Genomic DNA, 19,560 nt, shown 5'->3' on the forward strand with positions numbered 1-19,560 from the left:
GAATGAAAAAGGTTATATCTATTTTAGTTATGATAGCAATTTTGGTTGCTTCATCATTTTCGATAGACGTATCAGCATACAACAGGGATATTTTGGATGCAAAAATAATTACAGTTGCAGATACAGTGTCTTACCTTGTTGTAGATGCTTCGAGGTATAATTCAAAAATCAGCTCTATGTTTCTTGATGGTAAAAGAGTTGACTATACCTTTGTGGATTCGTTAGGAAGAATTGCCAAGAAAGAGTACGATGGTGCGCATTCTTCGTTGAAAATTATCCTTCAAAATGGAAAAATAGTCGAAAGAGATGTGAGTGAAATATATAAATCATTTCCATATCAAGCATCTAATATAAAAGCTGTTTCTCCAGATGTAGTAATTGGTCAAGCCACAATGGCGGTTTGGGATTATCATAGTGTTGCAAAAGATAAAAATGGTAATGAGTTAGTATATCCTGATAAAACGACCTTTGATGTGGATTACAACAAAAAACAGGAATCTATTTTACAGGATTCGTACTTGGAAGAAGAAATATTAGAAAACCCAAATCCTATTGAAATACCATCATCAAAGGTATTTGATTACAAAAAAAATGCAGTCTTCGAATATGATTTAAAAAACGATATTCAGAAAAGTAAATTTGATAAGCTAAAGAAGATAGTAAAGATTTACAATAATAAACAAGAAGCAAACTTAAAAATAACAAAAATAAGAAATGGAAATAAGGGCTTGGTAAAAATATTGTATAACGCATCGAGGCCAATACAAAGCAATGGAAAGCATATCATCAAGTATTATTATGATGGAATAGGCGCAGAAGTCGATACTATTTTTTATAAGGACAAATCTCCGGAAATATTGTTAACTGCTGATTCTGGTGAGTATGTTACGGGAAAAAGCATAATATTTAACTTAAAGGGATTTTCATATCTATTTCAGCAAGATACTGGAGTGCAGGCTATATATTTGAATGGTTATAGACTCACAAGAAAAAGGGTTGTAAATCCAGATGAAAATTACAGTGAAGTTGTAAAGCATGAAGATGTGGCAGAAAACGAATCAGAAAATTCATGGCATATAGTAGGAGAAACACTAAGAATTAAAAATGATGGAATAAAATACCTTAAAAAAGGAATCAACTACATAACGATACAATATGATGGTTTTCATGATAGCAATTTGAAGTTTAGGTTAAATTCGAATAATGGGAGATCTAGTTTAAAAAATGATATGAAACCACATTCTACATATGAAAGCCCCAAAATAGTAGCGTTAAATAGTAGAAAAATGAGACTTTCTAATATTGTTAAAATAAATAAAGTACCAAATTTTATAACGAAAAACATATTTGGTGTTAATGGATTAAAAAGAAATGGTTTCATAAAGAAAGTAGATACAGTATCGGCAGCAACTAGTGGTGGATCTTCTGTTCCTTCAGTAGGAGATGAATCCTCAAGTGGTGGAGGTGTAAATATAGGCTCTAAACTTGCATTTAAGTTTGATGCCGTTGCGAACGCAGCAATTCTTGAAAAACTTGGATATGACGTTGAGAGTGCGAAGAAGATGCTTGATGCATGGGAAGGAACTTCAAAAGAAATTGCACTTATGAATGGTAATACACGTAAGCGAGTCGTATGGGATAGATATCTTACATATGTTCAAAACAATAAAGTTAATAATAAGATTTACAAATCTTTTTCAGACTATTACAATGACTCTAATGTTAAGCTTACGCAAAATGGTTATTATGTTGTAAAGTATTTTTTTGATGGAAAGCTTGGTGCGCCTATATATGCTATGAAAATTTTCCAAAATTCAAACGAAGGAAATTCTGAGCCTATACCTTCAAACAATAAAAAAATAGATGTCAGATTTAGATCGGAAGGTTATTCTGATATGCAGATGAATGTAAATGAGGAAGCTAAATTTGATATACTTACCTTTAACACGCCAGATATCGTTAGTGTTGATATAATCAAGGATGATAAGTATGTTTTATCAGTTGATAAAAATGGATACAAATATTATAAATCTTTGGGAATGCTATCTATAAATCAAGGTATGATTAAAGAGTCTGGAGACTATACTGCTGTTTTCCATTTCGATGGAGCTAGTGATGCTATTGTATATTTTACAGTAGCTGATTAACCTCTCAAGTCTTATATCATTTGATTTTGATGACAAGGTTATTTGTCATACAATTAATGAGAGTAACTTTTGCTATTAGTGTTACTTATTTTTAATAATTTGTAAACTACAGAGTTTTAAAATTAGTTTTAAAATCAAAAAAGACAAAAAAATTTCTTTGTGTTATAATTTAATAGTGGGAAATATAATATATTATTTCTTGATTTAATATAAGACAGAGGAGGTGTAGTTATGTTGGATTATAAATATTTAGTCAGTATAGCAATTATTTTGCTGTCGACGAAAATATTTGGTGGTCTAACCGAGAAAATAAAACTACCTCAGGTAGTAGGTGCTTTGATAGCTGGAGTGGTTATAGGACCAGCAGTTTTTGGTGTTGTTCAGGATACGGCATTTTTAGATGAGGTCGCTGAGCTGGGTGTAATCATTCTGATGTTTATGGCGGGGCTTGACACGGATTTAAACCAGTTAAAGAAAAAGGGTGTATCCTATTTGGTAATCGCTATATTTGGTGTAGTGATTCCTCTAGTAGGAGGATTTTTGTCTTATTTTTGGTATTTTAATATTAATCCTGGTGATAGTCAAAGTGTTCTTAAAGCGATATTTATTGGTGTAATATTAACGGCTACATCTGTTAGTATTACAGTAGAGGCTCTGAGAGAACTTGGACATTTAACTGGAAAGGTCGGCAATGCAATTCTTGGTGCAGCAATTGTTGATGATGTAATAGGTATAATTATTTTGACTGTTATAACGAGTTTTAGAGATTCTAGTATAAGTATTAGTGTCGTTCTTATAAAGATAGTGCTATACTTTGTGATTATGCTGGTATTTGGCTTGATTATTACCGCCGGAGCAAGAATGCTTGATTTAAAGACAGATAGAAGACAGATAACAGTGTACGTATTTGCACTTGTTTTGATAGTTGCGTATATCTCGGAAAAATATGTTGGTATAGCTGATATTACTGGAGCATATCTTATCGGTATGATATTTAGTAAGTTCAGCATAAGAAATGAAATTGTAAAAAAGATGAACGTTCTGTCTTATCTATTTTTCTCACCAATATTTTTTGCGAGTGTTGGTTTAAAGACAAAGCTTGATTCGTTTTCAACTTCAATGATTGTTTTCTCGGTAATAATTCTTTTTGTGGCAATTTTTACCAAGATTGTAGGAGCTGGCATAGGTGCAAAGCTTTGTAAGTATTCGACAAAGGATTCGTTAAATATTGGGATTGGAATGGTGTCAAGAGGAGAAGTGGCGTTGATTGTCGCTCAAAAGGGGCATAAGCTAGGCTTTATTGATAACAATATGTTTTCTCCAATAGTGTTGATGGTAGTAATAACCACAATACTTACACCAATTCTTTTGAAAATATCGATGCCGAAAATAAAAGAAGATAAAGATGTGAGCTTGAAACCGATGACGATAGAATAGAGAATAATTTAATAAAATATAGGAAAGGCAGGCACGCTGTATTGCAATTTTAATCAGCGTTGCAAGCCTTTTTTTATATATTGTTTAAAGTGTTTTTTATAGTGTTAAGCCTTTTTCATATCGCTTAAAGAGTTTTCTTATAGTGTTAAAGCCTTTTTCATATCGCTTAAAGAGTTTTCTTATAGCGTTAAAGCCATTTTTATAGTTTTGAAAGACTGTTGAAGGATTATATAGTTTTTGACATGATTTATTTGATAAAAGATGAAGAGAGGTATATAATATTTTTGAGGTGATTGTTTTGATTAATGAAATAATAAAAAATCTTGATATAAAAAAGTTAATATTACATGAGCAGATGTCGGAGTCGACAATTGTGGCAGTATTGCTGGCTTTAGGTGGAGGTTTTAGAGATGCGTATTCATATAATATTAGAGGAAATGTATTTGCAAACGCTCAGACCGGCAACCTTGTGTTGCTTAGCCAAAGCTTGGCAAATTTGAATTTTTATGCTGCTTTCAAATATTTGCTTCCAATTATTGCGTTTATGATTGGTATTTTCGTTACAGATATTATTAAAAACAAGCATAGGGGAAACATATATATTCATTGGAGACAAATAATAATATTGGCTGAAATAATTATGCTATTTTTAGTAGGATTGATGCCGAAAAGTATGGATCATTGGGCAAATATAACAATATCTTTAGCTTGTGCAATGCAGGTAGAGAGTTTTAGAAAATTTATGAATATTCCTATTGCAACGACAATGTGCACTGGCAATATGAGAAGTGCAACCGAATGGCTTGCCAAGTACTACAATAATCGAAAGAAAGGAGTACACGATTTAAAGGATAGAAATAAGAGTATCTATTATTTTTTTGTGATCTTTACTTTCTGTGTCGGAGCAGCACTTGGAGCCTTGATGTCAAATGTTATAGGGATTAAATCTATATGGATAGATGCTACTTTGATGCTGATGGTATTTGTAATAATGTTTAGAAATACCAAAACTAATTGATATCCTATTCCATAGTAGCTTTTATATATTCGTTGCTTGCATTATCATCCCAAGATCTTAAAAATGAAGAAATTTATTTAATCCTTTATATGCTCAATAATATCACCAGGTTGGCAGTCCAAAACGTTGCATATTGAATTTAGTGTTGAAAATCTAATTGCTTTAACTTTTCCGGTTTTTAGGTTTGACAGATTTACGTTTGAAATGCCAACCTTTTCGGACAGCTCATTCAATGACATCTTTCTATCTGCCATAATTCTATCTAATCTTAAAATTATCGCCATTTCATCACCTATAGTACTTCCTCTGATTCACTTTGAAGCTCAAAGCCTGAGTACAAAATTTTTCCTATTAGAAAAACGATAATACCCGAAATTAGTACAAAACCATCAGCAAATACGAAGTCTCCTTTTTTCATAAAATAAAATCCTATAGGACTAAAATCATTAGTTCTAGGTAATATGATTGACGTAATTATCCAAATAATGCCTATAAGATTTATAGAATTACAGATAATTTTCGAAAAAGGCTTTTTTCTTATCAATATTGTGATACAAACGATTGAAATTATGAATAGAGTTAAACAGAATGAATTCATAATTATATTTTTTGAACTTTCATCATTAAAATAGAAATTACCATAAATAATCTTTGAGTAAGCGCTGATAATGATATCAGGAATGCTAAAAAAAGATAGCGGCAGAGTGAAAAATAAAGTTATAAATATCAATATCCTATTTTTACTTGCAAAACTTTTTTTGCGCTTGTTTTGAGTGTTTACATAAAAATCATTATTGTTCATATTGTCCTCCTATGTTTTTTTTTATTTAAAGAATATTATATTAATATTATACTAAGAAATAAATAGAATAACAATAAAAATTTTATAATTAAGATTAAAAAATTAATGATAAACATTAAAAAATATTTCTGAGATAATGTTTTCATAAATTTTTGAAATATATATTGTAATATTGATATATCTGTATTATAATTATTAATACAGATAGTTTTTATAATACAAATGGTTTGTACAATAAAATATATTAATATTCATGTAGTATTTTACAAAAAATGGAGGTGAGTTGGATGTTTTATATTGATAGTCTGTCGGACGTTCCTATCTATTCTCAGATAAGGAATGGAATAGTTGGGGAAATCGCTTCTGGGAGATTGAAAAATGGTGATGAATTGCCATCAATAAGACAATTTGCAAAGGATTTTGAGGTGAATCCAATGACTGTAAATAAGGCATATACGATTCTTAAGCAGGAAAAATTTATAGAGATTGACAGACGTATAGGAGCCATAGTATCAGTAAAATGTGATGAGGAAATAATTGGAAACATTTTTCAGGATTTAAAAACTGTAATAACAGAAGCAAAAGCGAGGGGATTGGACAAAGAGAGTATTTTGGGTTTGATTGAGAGGGGGATCTAAAATGTCAATTAAAATAATTTTATATCTAACTTATATATTCTGTGTGTTGTTATCGTATTTTGTATATAGAAAGTTTTTTGTATACAAATCAGGCAAGATAATGTTGACTACGATACCTTCAGGGAATATCGACGATGATGAAATTCAACGTTTGATAAAGAAGGGTAGACGTAGTTTCAGTATATTTACATATGGTATTTCGATAGCTGCATTGATATTCTTTTTATTAGGAGATATATGGGTACTTAATTCATTTATCTTATTAATTTATTTCTACTATATCTTTACAGCATTTCTTCTAAATAGCTATATGAAAAAGATGAGAAAGCTAAAGAGTGAAAAGAAACTGAGGACAAGTACTAGAAAATATATTGATGTAACAATATCCAATGATATTAATAAAATGAGATTTGGGAAAAAACAGTGGTTGATACCATTATTGGTTCTGATACTTGGCTCTTTTATAGCTGGCATGGTTTATGGAAAGGTGGATGGAATAATTGTTAGCATATGCTTTTTGGTATTGATTTCAACGATAGCGATGTCATTTGTTATTGATAGATTGCCAATAAAAATAATTAGCTCTGATCCAGATAAGAACAGATACTTTAACCAAAAAAGAGTTGTAAGTATACAAGAAAAAATATTTTATTTCTCTTGTATGTATTCGGTGCTATTGACATTTGTAGTATTTGTTGCATCAAAGGATGAATTTAGCTACATTCCATTTATGGGTATAATTATTCCATCAATAATATTTATTCTTTACATGGTTTATTTGTTCAAAAAAATGGATGATTTTGAACAACAGTTTGTGGATGAAGATGATTATTTTGTCGATGATGACGAATATTATGATATACTGGGATATAATAATTCAAATGACAAGAGGATATTTGTGTCTGATCCTGTTTTTTCTGGAAATTTGATAATAAATAGGGCTAATCCAAAAGGAAGAGCAATATTGTCATTGACGTATATTATTATATTGGCAATACCATTTATTTTATTTAGCTTTGGAGCTACTGAATATAAGTATACAATTAACACAAATAATATCGTAATAAGTGCTGGTTTATATAAGGATGAGGTTGAGTTCTCAAATATTGAATCTATGAAGATACTAAATGAATTACCTGATGGCAGAATAATCAAAACAAATGGTGTATCATTGGATTATCAAAGCTATGGAACCTTCAATATAAGAAATGTTGGAAAAGTTAGGTTTTATTTGTATAATGATACAAATAAGTTAATTGAAATAAAGCAGAAAAAAGGAAAAAATATATATTTTAACGAGAAGACATTGAAAGAAACTGAATCTTTATATAAGAATTTAACGAGGAAATATAAAATAAATGATTAAATTATTTAAAATATTAATTTGATAAAGACATAGGCGAGGAGTATAGCTTTCTAATATGATGAAACGGAGTTGGTGTTTATATGAAGATAATGATTGTTGAAGACGATGAAATAATAAAATCGTCACTGAAAACTGAGCTTGAAAAATGGGGATATGAAGTATATTGCTTAGAAAATATGGATAACGTAGTTGCCGAATTTCAGGCAGAAAAGCCACAATTAGTTTTGCTAGATATTGTTTTACCATTTTTTAATGGATATTATTGGTGTCAGGAAATAAGAAAGATATCGAAGGTTCCAATAATATTTATATCATCTAAAAATGAAAATATGGACATAGTCATGGCTATGCAATTCGGTGGAGATGACTATATAACAAAGCCAATAAATTTAGATGTAACTATTGCCAAAATTCAAGCGATGTTAAGAAGAAGCTATAACTTTATAAACGATATCGACTACCTGTCATTTGGGAAAATTCAACTCATTTTGTCTGAAACAAAAGTGGATTTTTCGGGAATGAATGTGGACCTTACAAAAACTGAGATGATGATCTTGGAATCACTTTTTAAAGAGCAGGGCGGAGTAGTATCAAGAGAAAAAATAATGGATAGATGTTGGCAAGGTGATAGCTTTATAGATGACAATACTCTGGCTGTAAACGTGACGAGATTGAGAAAAAAGCTATCTAGCATTGGATTAGATGGATTGGTGATGACGAAAAAAGGGTATGGTTACTATCTTGAAAAAAATAGCGAGTGGTACAAATAATTTTATGGTGGTAATGATGAAAAATATCAATGGATTTTTTAGAGAAAAAATAGATAGTATACTGTTATTTGTCATGATACTATTAGTATTTTGGATAGTTTTCTATCTAAACAGACTGGATATGTCTATATACATACTAGCAGCGCAGATTTCTGCTTTCATCTACTGTATTTATCTTTTCGTTCTATTTTTTAAGTACAAAAAAACCAAGCGTATAGAAGCGATCGTTGAGGATTTGAGGAGTGAAAATAGGTCTTTGAAATATGAATACAATGTAAGTAGAAGAGAGATGAGGGAGTACTTTATGATGTGGATACATCAAATAAAAACTCCGATAACTGCTACTAAGCTAATACTTGACAGTGACAAAGTCGATAATAGGGAGTTATTGAAGCAGCTGTTTTATATTGACGATTATACTAATATGGCACTAAATTACTTGAAAATTTCTGAGTTTGAGCGTGATATGGATATTTGCGGAGTATCGATTGACAGTATAATAAAACCGATACTAAGAAAATATTCAATACTTTTTATAAGTAATAAAATCAGTTTGGAATACGAGCCTATTGATTTTATGATAACTACGGATGCAAAGTGGTTTGGCATATTAGTTGAACAGATAATTTCTAATGCTGTCAAGTATACCAGAAATGGAAAAGTTGGGTTAAAGCTACAGCATTGCGATGAAAGCTTTGTTCTGGAAATATATGACACTGGTATTGGTATAAGTAGCAAAGATTTACCGAAGATATTCGATAGCGGATATTCTGGGTTTAATGGTAGAACAAATCAAAAATCTAGTGGTATAGGTCTGTTTTTAGCGAAACAAATTGCTGATAAGCTAGAGGTTGCGATTGAAGTTGAATCAACTGTCGGAAAAGGGAGTAGTTTTTTTATTAAGGGTAAGAACGTATTTTAAAGCATATTCTTTTAATAGTTCTAATCTGAGGCACTACATATCTTACAAAAATGTAAGATATGTAGTGCTTTTTGTAATTTTAGATAAATGCTAAAATATTAGATATCAAGTAGAATATAAATCAGAGTAAATAAAAAATAATACAAGGAGGGAATTTATAGTATGATGATTTTGGATGTTAAAAATATCAAAAAAGTATATTCTACAAAGGGATTAAAAACAGAGGTATTGAGTGACGTGAATTTTTCGGTGGAAAAGGGAGAGTTTATAGCCATAATGGGTGAATCTGGCAGCGGAAAAACAACTCTTTTGAATATTTTGGCTACACTTGATAAGGCGTCTGAGGGAGATGTTATTATAGGAAAGCGAAAGGTTAGTTCATTAAAAGAAAAAGAAATAGCGACTTTTAGAAGAAATGAGTTAGGTTTTGTTTTTCAGGATTTTAATTTGTTGGATACTTTTAATAACAGAGATAATATTTTTCTACCATTGGTATTATCAGATTTTAGATACAAGGAAATGAATAAAAGATTGGAAAAAATAGCACCTTTACTGGGTATAGAAAAAATACTGGACAAATACCCATATGAAGTTTCTGGTGGACAGAAGCAAAGAGTTGCAATAGCAAGGGCAATTATTACTGATCCAAGCTTGATTTTGGCAGATGAGCCTACAGGTGCGCTGGATTCCTCATCTTCAGAAATGATATTAAACTTATTCTCAAAGATAAATAAATCTGGGCAGACGATATTGATGGTTACACATTCATTAAGAGCAGCATCATTTGCAAGCAGAGTTTTATTTATTAAAGATGGGCTAGTTTATCATGAAATATACAGAGGCGATGAAACAAGTCAGTCTTTTATGGAAAAAATAAATAACGCACAAGCTGTTTTGAGCAAGAGAGGTGTGTAGTATGAATACAAAAGTGGCAATAAAATTTGCATTAAAAAACATAAGAGCGAACAAGATTATTCTCATTCCATTTATACTTTCGAGTGGTGCTATGTTGTCCTTATTTTTTATAATGAGTTCTCTCTTGCAGAATGAATTTGTTCAAACTAGGCATCAATCTCTTCCAGTTGTCATAAACATTGGTGTTGTGATAGTAGGATTGTTTACATATATATTTGTGGTATATGCAAATAGATTTCTAATAAAAAGGAGAAACAAAGAGTTTGCACTGTATGGAATATTGGGATTAGAAAAAAGACATATTAGGCGAATTATATTTTTAGAGCAGTCGATAAGCTTTGCTATAATAACTGCTTTGAGCATTGTAGGTGGATATATATTCGGAAAGCTTATTTTCTTGCTTTTAAATAAGGTGATAGGTGATGTGAGTGCAAAAATATCGGATTATCCATTTTCTGTTGTTGCGTGTGGTATTACCGGCATATTTATTGTGTTTATATTCATGACTGTGTTTGTTGTCAGTGTGATAAATATAAAAGGCACTTCCCCGATGGAATTGATTTCTAAGCAGTATAAAGGTGAGGGTGAGCCGAAGTCAAAAATCATTATCGCTATTATAGGCTTTATCCTGTTGGGAGCAGGTTATATTATGGCATTTGTAACTGATGGGATGCTAAAAAGCTTGGGCTTGTTTTTTGTGGCAGCTATTTTGGTAATATTTGGTACTTATTTTCTATTTATGTCTTTCTCTATCATTGTATTGAAGATGCTAAAGAAGAATAAGGACAGATATTACAAGGATAAGAATTTTATATCTATATCAGGAATGCTTTATAGAATGAAAGCAAATGCTGTCGGTTTGGCAAGCATATCGGTTTTGTGTGCAGGAGTCATTATCACGACATCAGCAACTACAGCAATATATGGTGGATTGGAAAATACAATTGAGAGTAGTATGAGTAGGGATTATGAGATAACTAGTCAAGAATACTTGGGCTCGGATGTAAAGAAAATTGAACAAGAAAGGGTAAGGCTGGAAAAGGCTGCTAATAGATCTCTAAAAGGTGACGAGCAGATAAGTAAATATTATTCTAAGTATTCTATGTTTACGTATGTTGAAAAGCACGATGATGAAGTTGTCTTTCCAAATATTATGGGAAAAGGTGATAATAACTCAGAAAAATCAATCATAAGATGCTATTTGCTTGCGATGACATTGGATTCGTACAACAGTATTTATGGCAAAAATACTAAGCTAAATGATGGCGAAATATTACTTACATCGAACTCAAAGGCAATGCTTAAGGACACAAACATAAAATTTTTAGGCAGAAGGTTTAAGATAAAAATTATTGATGACATTGTTCCGAAGAATTTGGCAATTGAAGCTTATATGGTTATAGTGCCAAATCTAGATGATCTGATCAAGTTTTCTCAATATTATCAAGAAAGAGAAAACAAAGATTTGTCAAAATTCAGACCGTCCACTATATTTGTAAGCTCTGGGTGGAATGTGTCGAATAAAAAAAATGATTATGAAAGTAGATTGAGAAAGCTAACTTCAGATGATATAGATTTAAGCACGAGAAGAGCGCTAAAGAAAAATATATATGAGTTAGATGGTGGTTTTCTATTTTTGGGTATTGTCATTGCGTCAATTTTCTTGATAGGTACAATTTTGATTACATACTATAAGCAAATCTCTGAGGGCTTTGAAGATAGACACAACTATCAAATTATGAAAAAAGTGGGCTTGCCAGATGAATTGATACATGAAACTTCTTCATCACAGATTGTATGGATGTTCTTTTTACCATTGATAGTTTCATTTGTTCACTCATTAGTTGCTTCGAAAATTGTTTATCAGTTATTAGGCTTGTTTGGTGTTAGAAATTACTATGATTTTGGAGTGAAGATTGGGATAGTAATACTTGTATTTGCAGTGGTGTATTTCGTTATCTATAAGATAACCTCAAATGTATACTATAAGATAGTAAGTCAGTAAAAATAGTGAGTTAGTAAAACAGTGTACCAATAAAACAATATACTAGCAAATCATTATGCTAGTAATAGTAGCAAACCAGCAACAACTTTAAGTCGTAAAATGTGAGGAGAGGTAGTAAAATGAAGCTTATAAAAAAAATAGTAAAAGTAATTTCAATAGTGCTTGTTTTGTGCATATTGGTGGTAGGTATAGGTGATGCAATTTGGATATATGCTCCACAAGTTATGGCTGAAAAGAAAATTGAAAAAATGGAGAATTATGCCAAGAATATTAACGATATTGATATACCAAATGGAACAAAAGTCGTTGCATTGGGAGAGGCTACACATGGAAATGCGGAGTTTCAAAATATGAAGCTGGATGTGTTGAAGCTGTTAGTTGAGAAAAATAAGGTGCGAGCATTTGCGCTTGAGACTGATTTTGGAGAAGGCTTGATGATCAATTACTACATACATAATGGGGTAGGAAATCCGAAAGATATAATAAAGAACCTGTCATTTAAAATTTATCATACAGAGAATATGGAAAATCTAATAAAATGGATGAAAGATTATAATTCAAAAGTCAATGATAATGAAAAAATATCGTTTTATGGATTTGATATGCAACAGCCAGAAGCAAATGTAAAATATATTGTAGATTATTGCAAGGATAACGGTATAGGTAACTATAAAAAAGTAGATGATAAGTTGAAAATTTTGTACAACACGAAGGTTAAGATGACTGATAAAAGGGTTGTTGAAGCTGAAGAGTGTTTGAAAGAATTAAAAGAGGAATTAAACGGATTATCGAAAAAAGCTGAAAACAATGTGCCATCTCAGAATAAAGCCATTGAAAAATATCCAATAGACTCTGAGGTAATATTAAGAGCCATAGAATGTATACTAAATAGCATTGAATACTATAGAAAAGATAGCACAGATTATATGTCTATGAATAATATGAGAGATAAGTGTATGAGTGAGAATGTACAATGGATACAGAAGTATGAGGAAAAAAGAGGAAATTCCACTATTATGATCTCTGGACATAACGGGCACATCGGATTAAATGAAAAAATGTATAAGTCTATGGGAGAACATTTGTACGATATTTATAAGGACAAATATTTCGCAATAGGAACTGACTATTTCAAAACAGAATGCAACATAAATAATATTGGAATAAGTGAAGAGCGAGGTAACTATAAGTTCTGTTCAGCAGATCCTCTCGCAGCACAAGCAAAGCGATTTGCTGGTACATACTATCTTGATTTTTCTGATATTAATAAAGACTCTGGAGAACTCTATGAGGTGGTAAACTCGGATATGAGAATGGGAAGCTTGGGTGAGGGATATTCTTTTCTGATGGAATTTCTCCCTATATCAAATAGGATAAAACAAACTCCCACAAAAAAATATCGTGCCATGATATTTGTATATGAGGCAACCCCAATAAAAATAATTAATTAAATAAATTTTATATTGTTAAAAGCACCGAATATCCGCCAAAGGTAAATATTATCTTGGTGGATATTTTGTTTTTGTGATCAACTCAAGATATTGAAAATCATCACTTTTATATTGAGATATGCAATCATCGTGAGTTCGATAAAAATTTTTTTAAAAAAAGTATTGACGTTTTTTTAAATCTATTGTATCATTGTATTAATCAATTAATACAATGATATGGTTAAAGTTGATTTAGGTGCAAACATAAATATAATATTTTTTAAAGGAGGGATTTTATGCAGGCTTTTGACAATAATATTCCCATCTATATTCAGTTGATAGATAGGATTAATAGTAGAATATTGTCTGGTAATCTGAGACCAGGAGAAAAGTTGGATTCTGTTAGGGCATTGGCAGATACATACCAAGTTAATCCAAATACAGTACAACGAGCATTAGCGGATTTGGAAGGAACTGGGTTGATTGTTTCAAAGAGAGCTGTTGGAAAATTTGTAACAGAGGACGAAAACTTGATAAAATCTGTGCGTGATGAACACATAGATAGTGAAATCAAAGAAATTTTACAAAGACTATACTCAGAGGGATACACAAAGGAAGAAATATACAATTCTATAAAAAAATTATTGGAGGTTTAAGACGATGACAAAGTTACTAAAAGTAAAAAATGTATACAAGTCATATGGATCCAATGAAGTCTTAAAAGGACTTGATTTGGAGCTGGATGAAGGGAAAATTGTAGGTCTGTTGGGACCGAATGCAAGTGGTAAATCCACTTTGATAAAATTGATAAATGGATTGTTGAAGGCAGACGATGGAACAATTGAAATTGCAGGTTTTGAGCCGAGTGTAGAAACAAAAAAGGTTGTATCGTATCTTCCTGAAAGAACATATATAAATGACTGGATGAAAGTAAAAGACATGATCGATATGTTTTCAGATTTTTACGATGATTTCGATGTTGAAAAGGCGAAAAAATTGTTTGAAGACTTAGATATATCTCTGGATAGTAAAATCAAGACGCTATCAAAGGGTTCAAAGGAAAAAGTTCAGTTAGTTCTAGTGATGTCAAGAAATGCAAAGCTTTATATTTTGGATGAGCCTATTGCAGGTGTAGACCCAGCAGCTAGAAGCTATATAATAAGAACTATTTTGAATAGTTTTCCTGAAGGAGCAACGCTTATGATTGTAACTCATTTGATAAGTGATATAGAAGGTATTTGTGATGAGGTTGCTTTTATTAACGAAGGAAAGATAGTTTTACATCAAGATACAGATTCAATTAGAAATGAAAAGGGTGTTTCTGTAGATGCTTTATTTAGGGAGGTATTTAAATGCTAGGGAAATTAATAAAATACGAATTTAAAGCCACTTCTAGGTATTTCGTGCCAATATTTATTGCAATGATATTAGTGTTTTTTATCAACTCATTATTGGTATATGCAAATTTAAATTATGTAGAGGTGAATGAGGTTGTAGTTGGAATAATGATTGCTCTTACTTTAGGAGTTATCATCGCACTATCAATTATTGAAATATACGTTTCGGCAAAGCGATTTGCACAAGGTGTATTTGGTGATGAAGGCTATTTGACAAACACATTACCAGTAAAAACTCATGAGATAATAATCTCAAAGACAGTAGTTATGTTTTTATTTGGAATATTTTCTCTTATTGTAATGGTGGTTTCGATTGGAATGGTATGCGTGGCAATGTATTCTTCTCTTCCTCCAGAAGGAATTAAATCGTTTTGGGATGGCTTGGAACAGGCATATCCATTTATTACTTCTGATTTAATATTAGCCATAGTTTTCTTTATGATTTCGCTTATAATAGGTATGATATCATCACCTTTATTGATATTCCTTTGTGTTTCAATAGGTCATTTAAAGGCGTTTGTAAGTCATAAGTATTTGGTTGGAATATTGTCATATGTAATAATAAGCATTATTGCTGGTATATTTAGCAGCAGTAGATTCGATCAAATTATTTTGGGAATGAATTCAACTGCAGAATATGTAAATCCTACTATTGAGAATAACATACAAACAATGACTACTTTCTTAAACAAACTATCAGTTGAATCGATTTTACAGTCGGTTATATTAATAGTTGTTTGTTATGCAGCTACGCAGTTTATAGTTAGCAGAAAACTAAATTTAGAATAAAACAATGAAACAAAAATAACAGAGCTCGCAGATTCGATCAGATGCTGCGAGCTCTGTTATTTTAAATTAGATATAAAAATACTAGTAGGAAGTGTGATAGTGAGCCCAACATTATAAAGATATGGAAGACATCGTGGAAGTTCCACACTTTAAAGTTTGGTTTTTTTATTGCATAAATAACACCACCGATAGTGTAGAGTATACCACCCAATACCAATAGGTTAAATGCTCCTGTGGCAAGATGAACATACAAATCCTTGATTACAAATATGGCAACCCAGCCCATTCCTATGTAAAGTGCTGAAGATAGTTTTCTAGGCATATTTATCCAAAAGATTTTCATTATTATACCCAAAACGGCTATTATCCAAAGTATGATAAAAACTGGAACTCCAATCTTTTTGGGCAGTACATACAAGCAAAATGGAGAATATGATCCTGCTATTAGTACGTAAATCATCGAATGATCGACTTTTTTCATTATCAAGACGGCTTTTTCTTTTGTTGCACTGATGGCATGATAGATTCCGCTTGTAAAATATAGCAGAGTCATCGAAACTCCAAAAATTATGCTTGAAACAAAAAGTGAAACATTGATATTTCCCGTCATCAGTTGCTTTGAAATCAACATTATCAGTGCTATTATAGATAGCCCGCCTCCGATCAGATGAGTAATTGAACTGATTGGATCTCTTAATACTCTATTCATTTTATACCTCCCTTGTATATTAATATTGATTAATTGATATCGTGACATCAATAAGTAGTTTTGAAAACTACTTATAATATTATTATAGAGCTTTGGGTATAAAAAATCAAGTATTAAATGGAATATCAATAGTACCAAGCTAGTTTTTTTCTCCATTTATATAGTATTCGGCGATATCATTAAATACGTCTTCATCAAAATTTTGAATTACCTCCAGTGTTTTTCCAAACGCTCCACCCCTAAAATAAATGACAAGCGACCTCAGCTTGAAAATTTTCTGAAATAGGTTTTGTTCAAGCTTAAGTGCTTCAATTTGCTCAATAGGCATTACACTTTTTTTCGAAGTGAAAACACCTTTAACAGATGTTATATTGTATTTGTCTATACACATCTTTCCGTTTATATAGAAGAATGTAGATAGCAGGATTATTATGCATACTATGCCTAACAAAATCCACAGTGACCTAAAAGGAATGTATATTAGAATTCCAATCGGTATAAGTATTGTGGACAAATATATTAGGTAATAGTAGAATGCGGCGAAGGGTCTACTCAAAAGCTTTTTTGATGCTTTATTTGAAGTATCGCTTACTTCTTCTAATTTGTCGTTTTTATTAACTGATGAAGATAGTATTAGATTATCATAAAACTCAGGCAAAATAATGCTTGAAATGTGTTTTAATTTATCGTTTTTTAAATATAACGATATTAATCCAGTTTCATTTTCGTTATTGGAAAGTCCGATAGTATCGATGAGTATACACTTATATCCAAATATTTTTGCCATAAATGACTGATCCGTATACGCATAAATAATTTTATCGATTGGAATATCAAACTTATTTGTACTTAGAAACCCATAAGTAATCGTAATTTTTTCATCAAATCTTTTTATATGTAGATTGTATGATTTATTCATTTCGGCAATAATATACTTGATGGTGTATGCAAATGCAATTATTAGTAAAATGTAGTTGCTTCTAAATGACGATATAATACCGGATATGAAAATAACGATATTTATCAAAGATACATTCAAAATCAAGTGAATGATGAACTCCTTATTTGTAAATGCGTATTCCTTTGAGCAATTTTCACTATCACAAGATGAATCGTCTTTTTTGTCAAATTCAGCATTTTCAAATTTTACATCCGATTGAATCGCCTTTGATATTATATCAGCCAGCTCGTGAGCCTCACGTTTGGGTAATACAATAGAGTAGTCAAATTCGTTCGCTGTTTCGGTAGAGTTTATGTCGATAGTAACGTTATATACACCTAAAAAACGATAAAAAATACCGCTTTTTAAATTTACGTTTGCTATGTTTTTTATGTTGACCTGCTTTCTATTTTTGAAAAATAGCCCAATTTTGTTTGAATATACAGTTTCTTCATCTACCACAATATTGGAGTTTTTCCAATAGAAAAAGTATCTAAACAGCAAAGCTATAGTCACAAGCATCAGTAATATTAGAATGGTAGTTGCATATTTATTTTCCAGTATTTGTTTTATCCAATAACCTATATTTTTAATTATTGATGAATTAGACTGGTTTTTTGAAGCCGATTTTTCAACGTATTTTGTAATAAAATAGATGGCGTTGACCATTATCAAAGCAATAATATTAAATGCATTTAGAATTATTACCGGACTATTTCTATAAACATATGATGAATTATTCCTTTTATTCATTGGCGCTTCCGTCCTTTTTTTGTTTTGTTGCAAAATCGTTTATCTCGGATTTTAACTTTGTAGATATTTCGTCTGCCAAATGTACTGGAATAAAGTCTATAGTTTGAGATGAACCGGCTGTTACAATTTCTATTGTAGCAAGGTTGAAAATTCTATTTATCGGCCCCTGCTCAACATTTATTTGCTGCATTCTTCTAATTGGTACAATCTCATGGCTTATATTGAAAATACCAGTCACTGTTTCAATACTTTCATCATTTATTCTGTATCTGTGCCTTTTGTATCCGATTGTAGGTTTTAAAAAAACAAATAAAACTTGAAAAAGGACTGCTATAATTGCTATAGCGTCATACCAAAATACGATTGGCTTTGGCACATTGTAGTGTGATAAAACAAATTTTATTGCAAATAATATAGCTGAAATAATCATCAAAAAAATAATAGATGAGATAATCATGCTATATCTTGCCTTTGGATCTAGTCTCTTGAAATCGTTGTACATTGTAATTTACCTCTCTTTTAATTTTTTTTGCGATATTGGCCATCTTCTATAGCAAATTTAATGTTTTCAGCAAAAATAGCCAAAATGTGAAAGTGATTGACGATAGTAATGTGGTCATTACAACTATGTTGGACATAAGTACGTAATCATTATCCATATTTTTTGCCATTATATACCCCGTCATTGCTGATGGTGCACCTACCATTATCAGTATTGCCAAAAGCGCACTCTCTCTAAACCCCAAATATATTGCTATTGGAAGTACGATAGCAGGAAGTAGTATCAATTTTATAAATGTTGCTACTAGCGATGGTCTAAACTTTTTGAAAATATCATCGAATTTGAAATCACCTCCGATGGAAATAAGCATCAATGGAACGGATATTGCCCCTATAGTATTTAGACTTTTGGAAATTAGCTGTGGAAATTCTATTTTTAGAAAGTAAAATGGAAATCCAAGCAGTATTCCGATTATCAAAGGGTTTGTGAATATGGATTTAATAATTGCCATATAATTTATCCTTTTTTTCGAATTTCTGTTTTTTGCTGCCGATACAGTTAGCATAATAACTGAATACGCATTAAATAAGGGGACTGCAGCCAAAATCATCAATGGAACTAGCCCAGAATTACCATAGATATTTATTACGAACGGCATTCCTAGAATTGCGGCACTTCCTCGTACGGAGCCTTGTGCAAATGCACCGACCATATATTTGTCTTTTACGAAAATATTTGACACAATCCAAGATATCAAAAAAATAACTGAAGTGGTCAAAGCACAAAAAACTACGAATTTGATATTTGAGTGGTTTTCCGATTTCATGGATACAATGTCCATAAATAGTGTTATTGGCAGGGCTATTCTAAAAGCAAGTCTGTCCGATATTTTTGTCCATTCTTTAGTTATTATACCTTTTTTCATCATAATATTTCCCAATACTATAACTAAGAAAACAGGAATTGTAGCATTGAGTGCAAAAATAAAATTATCCATCGTTCTTCTTTCTTTCCATATGA

The 19,560-nt window shown here is 31.2% G+C and carries 19 protein-coding genes; 13 read left to right on the forward strand and 6 right to left on the reverse strand.

From position 1 onward, the window contains the following. Positions 1 to 2 precede the first annotated feature (2 nt). The 3 genes from FYJ71_RS00155 to FYJ71_RS00165 all read left to right on the forward strand — a co-directional run bounded on the left by FYJ71_RS00155 (position 3) and on the right by FYJ71_RS00165 (position 4,602). The gene (locus tag FYJ71_RS00155; protein ID WP_154536838.1) at positions 3 to 2,147 is read left to right on the forward strand and encodes a hypothetical protein; all 2,145 of its coding nucleotides are present in this window, start codon (positions 3 to 5) and stop codon (positions 2,145 to 2,147) included. Between the two features lie 231 nt (positions 2,148 to 2,378). Beyond that, a complete protein-coding gene (locus FYJ71_RS00160) occupies positions 2,379 to 3,584 on the forward strand; it encodes a cation:proton antiporter (protein ID WP_154536839.1) in 1,206 nt (401 codons plus the stop codon). Between the two features lie 289 nt (positions 3,585 to 3,873). Continuing rightward, positions 3,874 to 4,602, forward strand: a complete 729-nt coding sequence (locus FYJ71_RS00165) for a YoaK family protein (protein WP_328597729.1) — start codon at positions 3,874 to 3,876, stop codon at positions 4,600 to 4,602. A 77-nt stretch (positions 4,603 to 4,679) separates the two neighbouring features. Here the strand turns inward: FYJ71_RS00165 and FYJ71_RS00170 are convergent, their stop codons facing one another. Then, positions 4,680 to 4,886 (reverse strand): helix-turn-helix domain-containing protein, encoded by a 207-nt coding sequence (locus FYJ71_RS00170; RefSeq protein WP_154536840.1) that lies wholly within the window; start codon positions 4,884 to 4,886, stop codon positions 4,680 to 4,682. Between the two features lie 8 nt (positions 4,887 to 4,894). Beyond that, positions 4,895 to 5,020 (reverse strand): hypothetical protein, encoded by a 126-nt coding sequence (locus FYJ71_RS10030; RefSeq protein ID WP_268878328.1) that lies wholly within the window; start codon positions 5,018 to 5,020, stop codon positions 4,895 to 4,897. 671 nt (positions 5,021 to 5,691) lie between these two features. Here FYJ71_RS10030 and FYJ71_RS00175 point away from each other — a divergent pair. The 10 genes from FYJ71_RS00175 (at position 5,692) to FYJ71_RS00220 (ending at position 15,636) form a co-directional block, all read left to right on the forward strand. Next, positions 5,692 to 6,042 (forward strand): GntR family transcriptional regulator, encoded by a 351-nt coding sequence (locus tag FYJ71_RS00175; protein ID WP_154536841.1) that lies wholly within the window; start codon positions 5,692 to 5,694, stop codon positions 6,040 to 6,042. A 1-nt stretch (position 6,043) separates the two neighbouring features. Next, a complete protein-coding gene (locus tag FYJ71_RS00180; protein ID WP_154536842.1) occupies positions 6,044 to 7,408 on the forward strand; it encodes a PH domain-containing protein in 1,365 nt (454 codons plus the stop codon). Positions 7,409 to 7,488: 80 nt separating this feature from the next. Beyond that, complete coding sequence (locus tag FYJ71_RS00185) at positions 7,489 to 8,178, forward strand: response regulator transcription factor (RefSeq protein ID WP_154536843.1); 690 nt, start codon at positions 7,489 to 7,491, stop codon at positions 8,176 to 8,178. After that, entirely contained in the window at positions 8,138 to 9,100 is a 963-nt protein-coding gene (locus tag FYJ71_RS00190; protein WP_207707201.1) for a sensor histidine kinase, read from the forward strand. Before FYJ71_RS00185 ends, FYJ71_RS00190 begins: the two co-directional genes overlap by 41 nt. Positions 9,101 to 9,262: 162 nt before the next feature. Next, positions 9,263 to 10,015 (forward strand): ABC transporter ATP-binding protein, encoded by a 753-nt coding sequence (locus tag FYJ71_RS00195; RefSeq protein ID WP_154536844.1) that lies wholly within the window; start codon positions 9,263 to 9,265, stop codon positions 10,013 to 10,015. A gap of 1 nt (position 10,016) precedes the next feature. After that, on the forward strand, positions 10,017 to 12,020 hold the full coding sequence (locus FYJ71_RS00200) for an FtsX-like permease family protein (protein WP_154536845.1): 2,004 nt from the start codon (positions 10,017 to 10,019) through the stop codon (positions 12,018 to 12,020). Positions 12,021 to 12,139: 119 nt separating this feature from the next. Next, positions 12,140 to 13,471 carry an erythromycin esterase family protein gene (locus FYJ71_RS00205; RefSeq protein WP_154536846.1) on the forward strand — a complete coding sequence of 444 codons (1,332 nt, stop codon included), beginning with the start codon at positions 12,140 to 12,142 and terminating at the stop codon, positions 13,469 to 13,471. Between the two features lie 275 nt (positions 13,472 to 13,746). Next, the gene (locus tag FYJ71_RS00210; protein WP_154536847.1) at positions 13,747 to 14,106 is read left to right on the forward strand and encodes a GntR family transcriptional regulator; all 360 of its coding nucleotides are present in this window, start codon (positions 13,747 to 13,749) and stop codon (positions 14,104 to 14,106) included. 4 nt (positions 14,107 to 14,110) lie between these two features. Further along, positions 14,111 to 14,809: an ABC transporter ATP-binding protein gene (locus FYJ71_RS00215; protein ID WP_154536848.1), complete on the forward strand. Its 699-nt coding sequence runs from the start codon at positions 14,111 to 14,113 to the stop codon at positions 14,807 to 14,809. Next, positions 14,803 to 15,636 (forward strand): hypothetical protein, encoded by an 834-nt coding sequence (locus FYJ71_RS00220; protein ID WP_154536849.1) that lies wholly within the window; start codon positions 14,803 to 14,805, stop codon positions 15,634 to 15,636. Before FYJ71_RS00215 ends, FYJ71_RS00220 begins: the two co-directional genes overlap by 7 nt. 61 nt (positions 15,637 to 15,697) lie before the next feature. Here FYJ71_RS00220 and trhA read toward each other — a convergent pair whose 3' ends face one another. The 4 genes from trhA to FYJ71_RS00240 all read right to left on the reverse strand — a co-directional run bounded on the left by trhA (position 15,698) and on the right by FYJ71_RS00240 (position 19,537). Further along, on the reverse strand, positions 15,698 to 16,345 hold the full coding sequence (trhA, locus tag FYJ71_RS00225; protein ID WP_154536850.1) for a PAQR family membrane homeostasis protein TrhA: 648 nt from the start codon (positions 16,343 to 16,345) through the stop codon (positions 15,698 to 15,700). A 139-nt stretch (positions 16,346 to 16,484) separates the two neighbouring features. After that, positions 16,485 to 18,038, reverse strand: coding sequence for a PH domain-containing protein (locus tag FYJ71_RS00230; protein WP_154536851.1), 1,554 nt, complete (start codon positions 18,036 to 18,038; stop codon positions 16,485 to 16,487). Further along, the gene (locus FYJ71_RS00235; RefSeq protein ID WP_154536852.1) at positions 18,031 to 18,540 is read right to left on the reverse strand and encodes a PH domain-containing protein; all 510 of its coding nucleotides are present in this window, start codon (positions 18,538 to 18,540) and stop codon (positions 18,031 to 18,033) included. The genes FYJ71_RS00230 and FYJ71_RS00235 overlap by 8 nt, the downstream gene beginning before the upstream one ends. 46 nt (positions 18,541 to 18,586) lie before the next feature. Next, on the reverse strand, positions 18,587 to 19,537 hold the full coding sequence (locus FYJ71_RS00240; RefSeq protein WP_154536853.1) for an AEC family transporter: 951 nt from the start codon (positions 19,535 to 19,537) through the stop codon (positions 18,587 to 18,589). Positions 19,538 to 19,560 lie beyond the last annotated feature (23 nt).

It is taken from the genome of Peptostreptococcus porci (genome assembly GCF_009695815.1).
GTDB lineage: Bacteria > Bacillota > Clostridia > Peptostreptococcales > Peptostreptococcaceae > Peptostreptococcus > Peptostreptococcus porci.

What these genes read in the sequence shown, in the direction of transcription:
- FYJ71_RS00155 (WP_154536838.1), top strand. Translation starts at nt 3, where the DNA reads ATGAAAAAGGTTATATCTATTTTAGTTATGATAGCAATTTTGGTTGCT.
- FYJ71_RS00160 (WP_154536839.1), top strand. Translation starts at nt 2,379, where the DNA reads ATGTTGGATTATAAATATTTAGTCAGTATAGCAATTATTTTGCTGTCG.
- FYJ71_RS00170 (WP_154536840.1), bottom strand. Translation starts at nt 4,886, where the DNA reads ATGGCGATAATTTTAAGATTAGATAGAATTATGGCAGATAGAAAGATG.
- FYJ71_RS10030 (WP_268878328.1), bottom strand. Translation starts at nt 5,020, where the DNA reads ATGAAAAAAGGAGACTTCGTATTTGCTGATGGTTTTGTACTAATTTCG.
- FYJ71_RS00175 (WP_154536841.1), top strand. Translation starts at nt 5,692, where the DNA reads ATGTTTTATATTGATAGTCTGTCGGACGTTCCTATCTATTCTCAGATA.
- FYJ71_RS00180 (WP_154536842.1), top strand. Translation starts at nt 6,044, where the DNA reads ATGTCAATTAAAATAATTTTATATCTAACTTATATATTCTGTGTGTTG.
- FYJ71_RS00185 (WP_154536843.1), top strand. Translation starts at nt 7,489, where the DNA reads ATGAAGATAATGATTGTTGAAGACGATGAAATAATAAAATCGTCACTG.
- FYJ71_RS00190 (WP_207707201.1), top strand. Translation starts at nt 8,138, where the DNA reads ATGGTTACTATCTTGAAAAAAATAGCGAGTGGTACAAATAATTTTATG.
- FYJ71_RS00195 (WP_154536844.1), top strand. Translation starts at nt 9,263, where the DNA reads ATGATGATTTTGGATGTTAAAAATATCAAAAAAGTATATTCTACAAAG.
- FYJ71_RS00200 (WP_154536845.1), top strand. Translation starts at nt 10,017, where the DNA reads ATGAATACAAAAGTGGCAATAAAATTTGCATTAAAAAACATAAGAGCG.
- FYJ71_RS00205 (WP_154536846.1), top strand. Translation starts at nt 12,140, where the DNA reads ATGAAGCTTATAAAAAAAATAGTAAAAGTAATTTCAATAGTGCTTGTT.
- FYJ71_RS00210 (WP_154536847.1), top strand. Translation starts at nt 13,747, where the DNA reads ATGCAGGCTTTTGACAATAATATTCCCATCTATATTCAGTTGATAGAT.
- FYJ71_RS00215 (WP_154536848.1), top strand. Translation starts at nt 14,111, where the DNA reads ATGACAAAGTTACTAAAAGTAAAAAATGTATACAAGTCATATGGATCC.
- FYJ71_RS00220 (WP_154536849.1), top strand. Translation starts at nt 14,803, where the DNA reads ATGCTAGGGAAATTAATAAAATACGAATTTAAAGCCACTTCTAGGTAT.
- trhA (WP_154536850.1), bottom strand. Translation starts at nt 16,345, where the DNA reads ATGAATAGAGTATTAAGAGATCCAATCAGTTCAATTACTCATCTGATC.
- FYJ71_RS00230 (WP_154536851.1), bottom strand. Translation starts at nt 18,038, where the DNA reads ATGAATAAAAGGAATAATTCATCATATGTTTATAGAAATAGTCCGGTA.
- FYJ71_RS00235 (WP_154536852.1), bottom strand. Translation starts at nt 18,540, where the DNA reads ATGTACAACGATTTCAAGAGACTAGATCCAAAGGCAAGATATAGCATG.
- FYJ71_RS00240 (WP_154536853.1), bottom strand. Translation starts at nt 19,537, where the DNA reads ATGGATAATTTTATTTTTGCACTCAATGCTACAATTCCTGTTTTCTTA.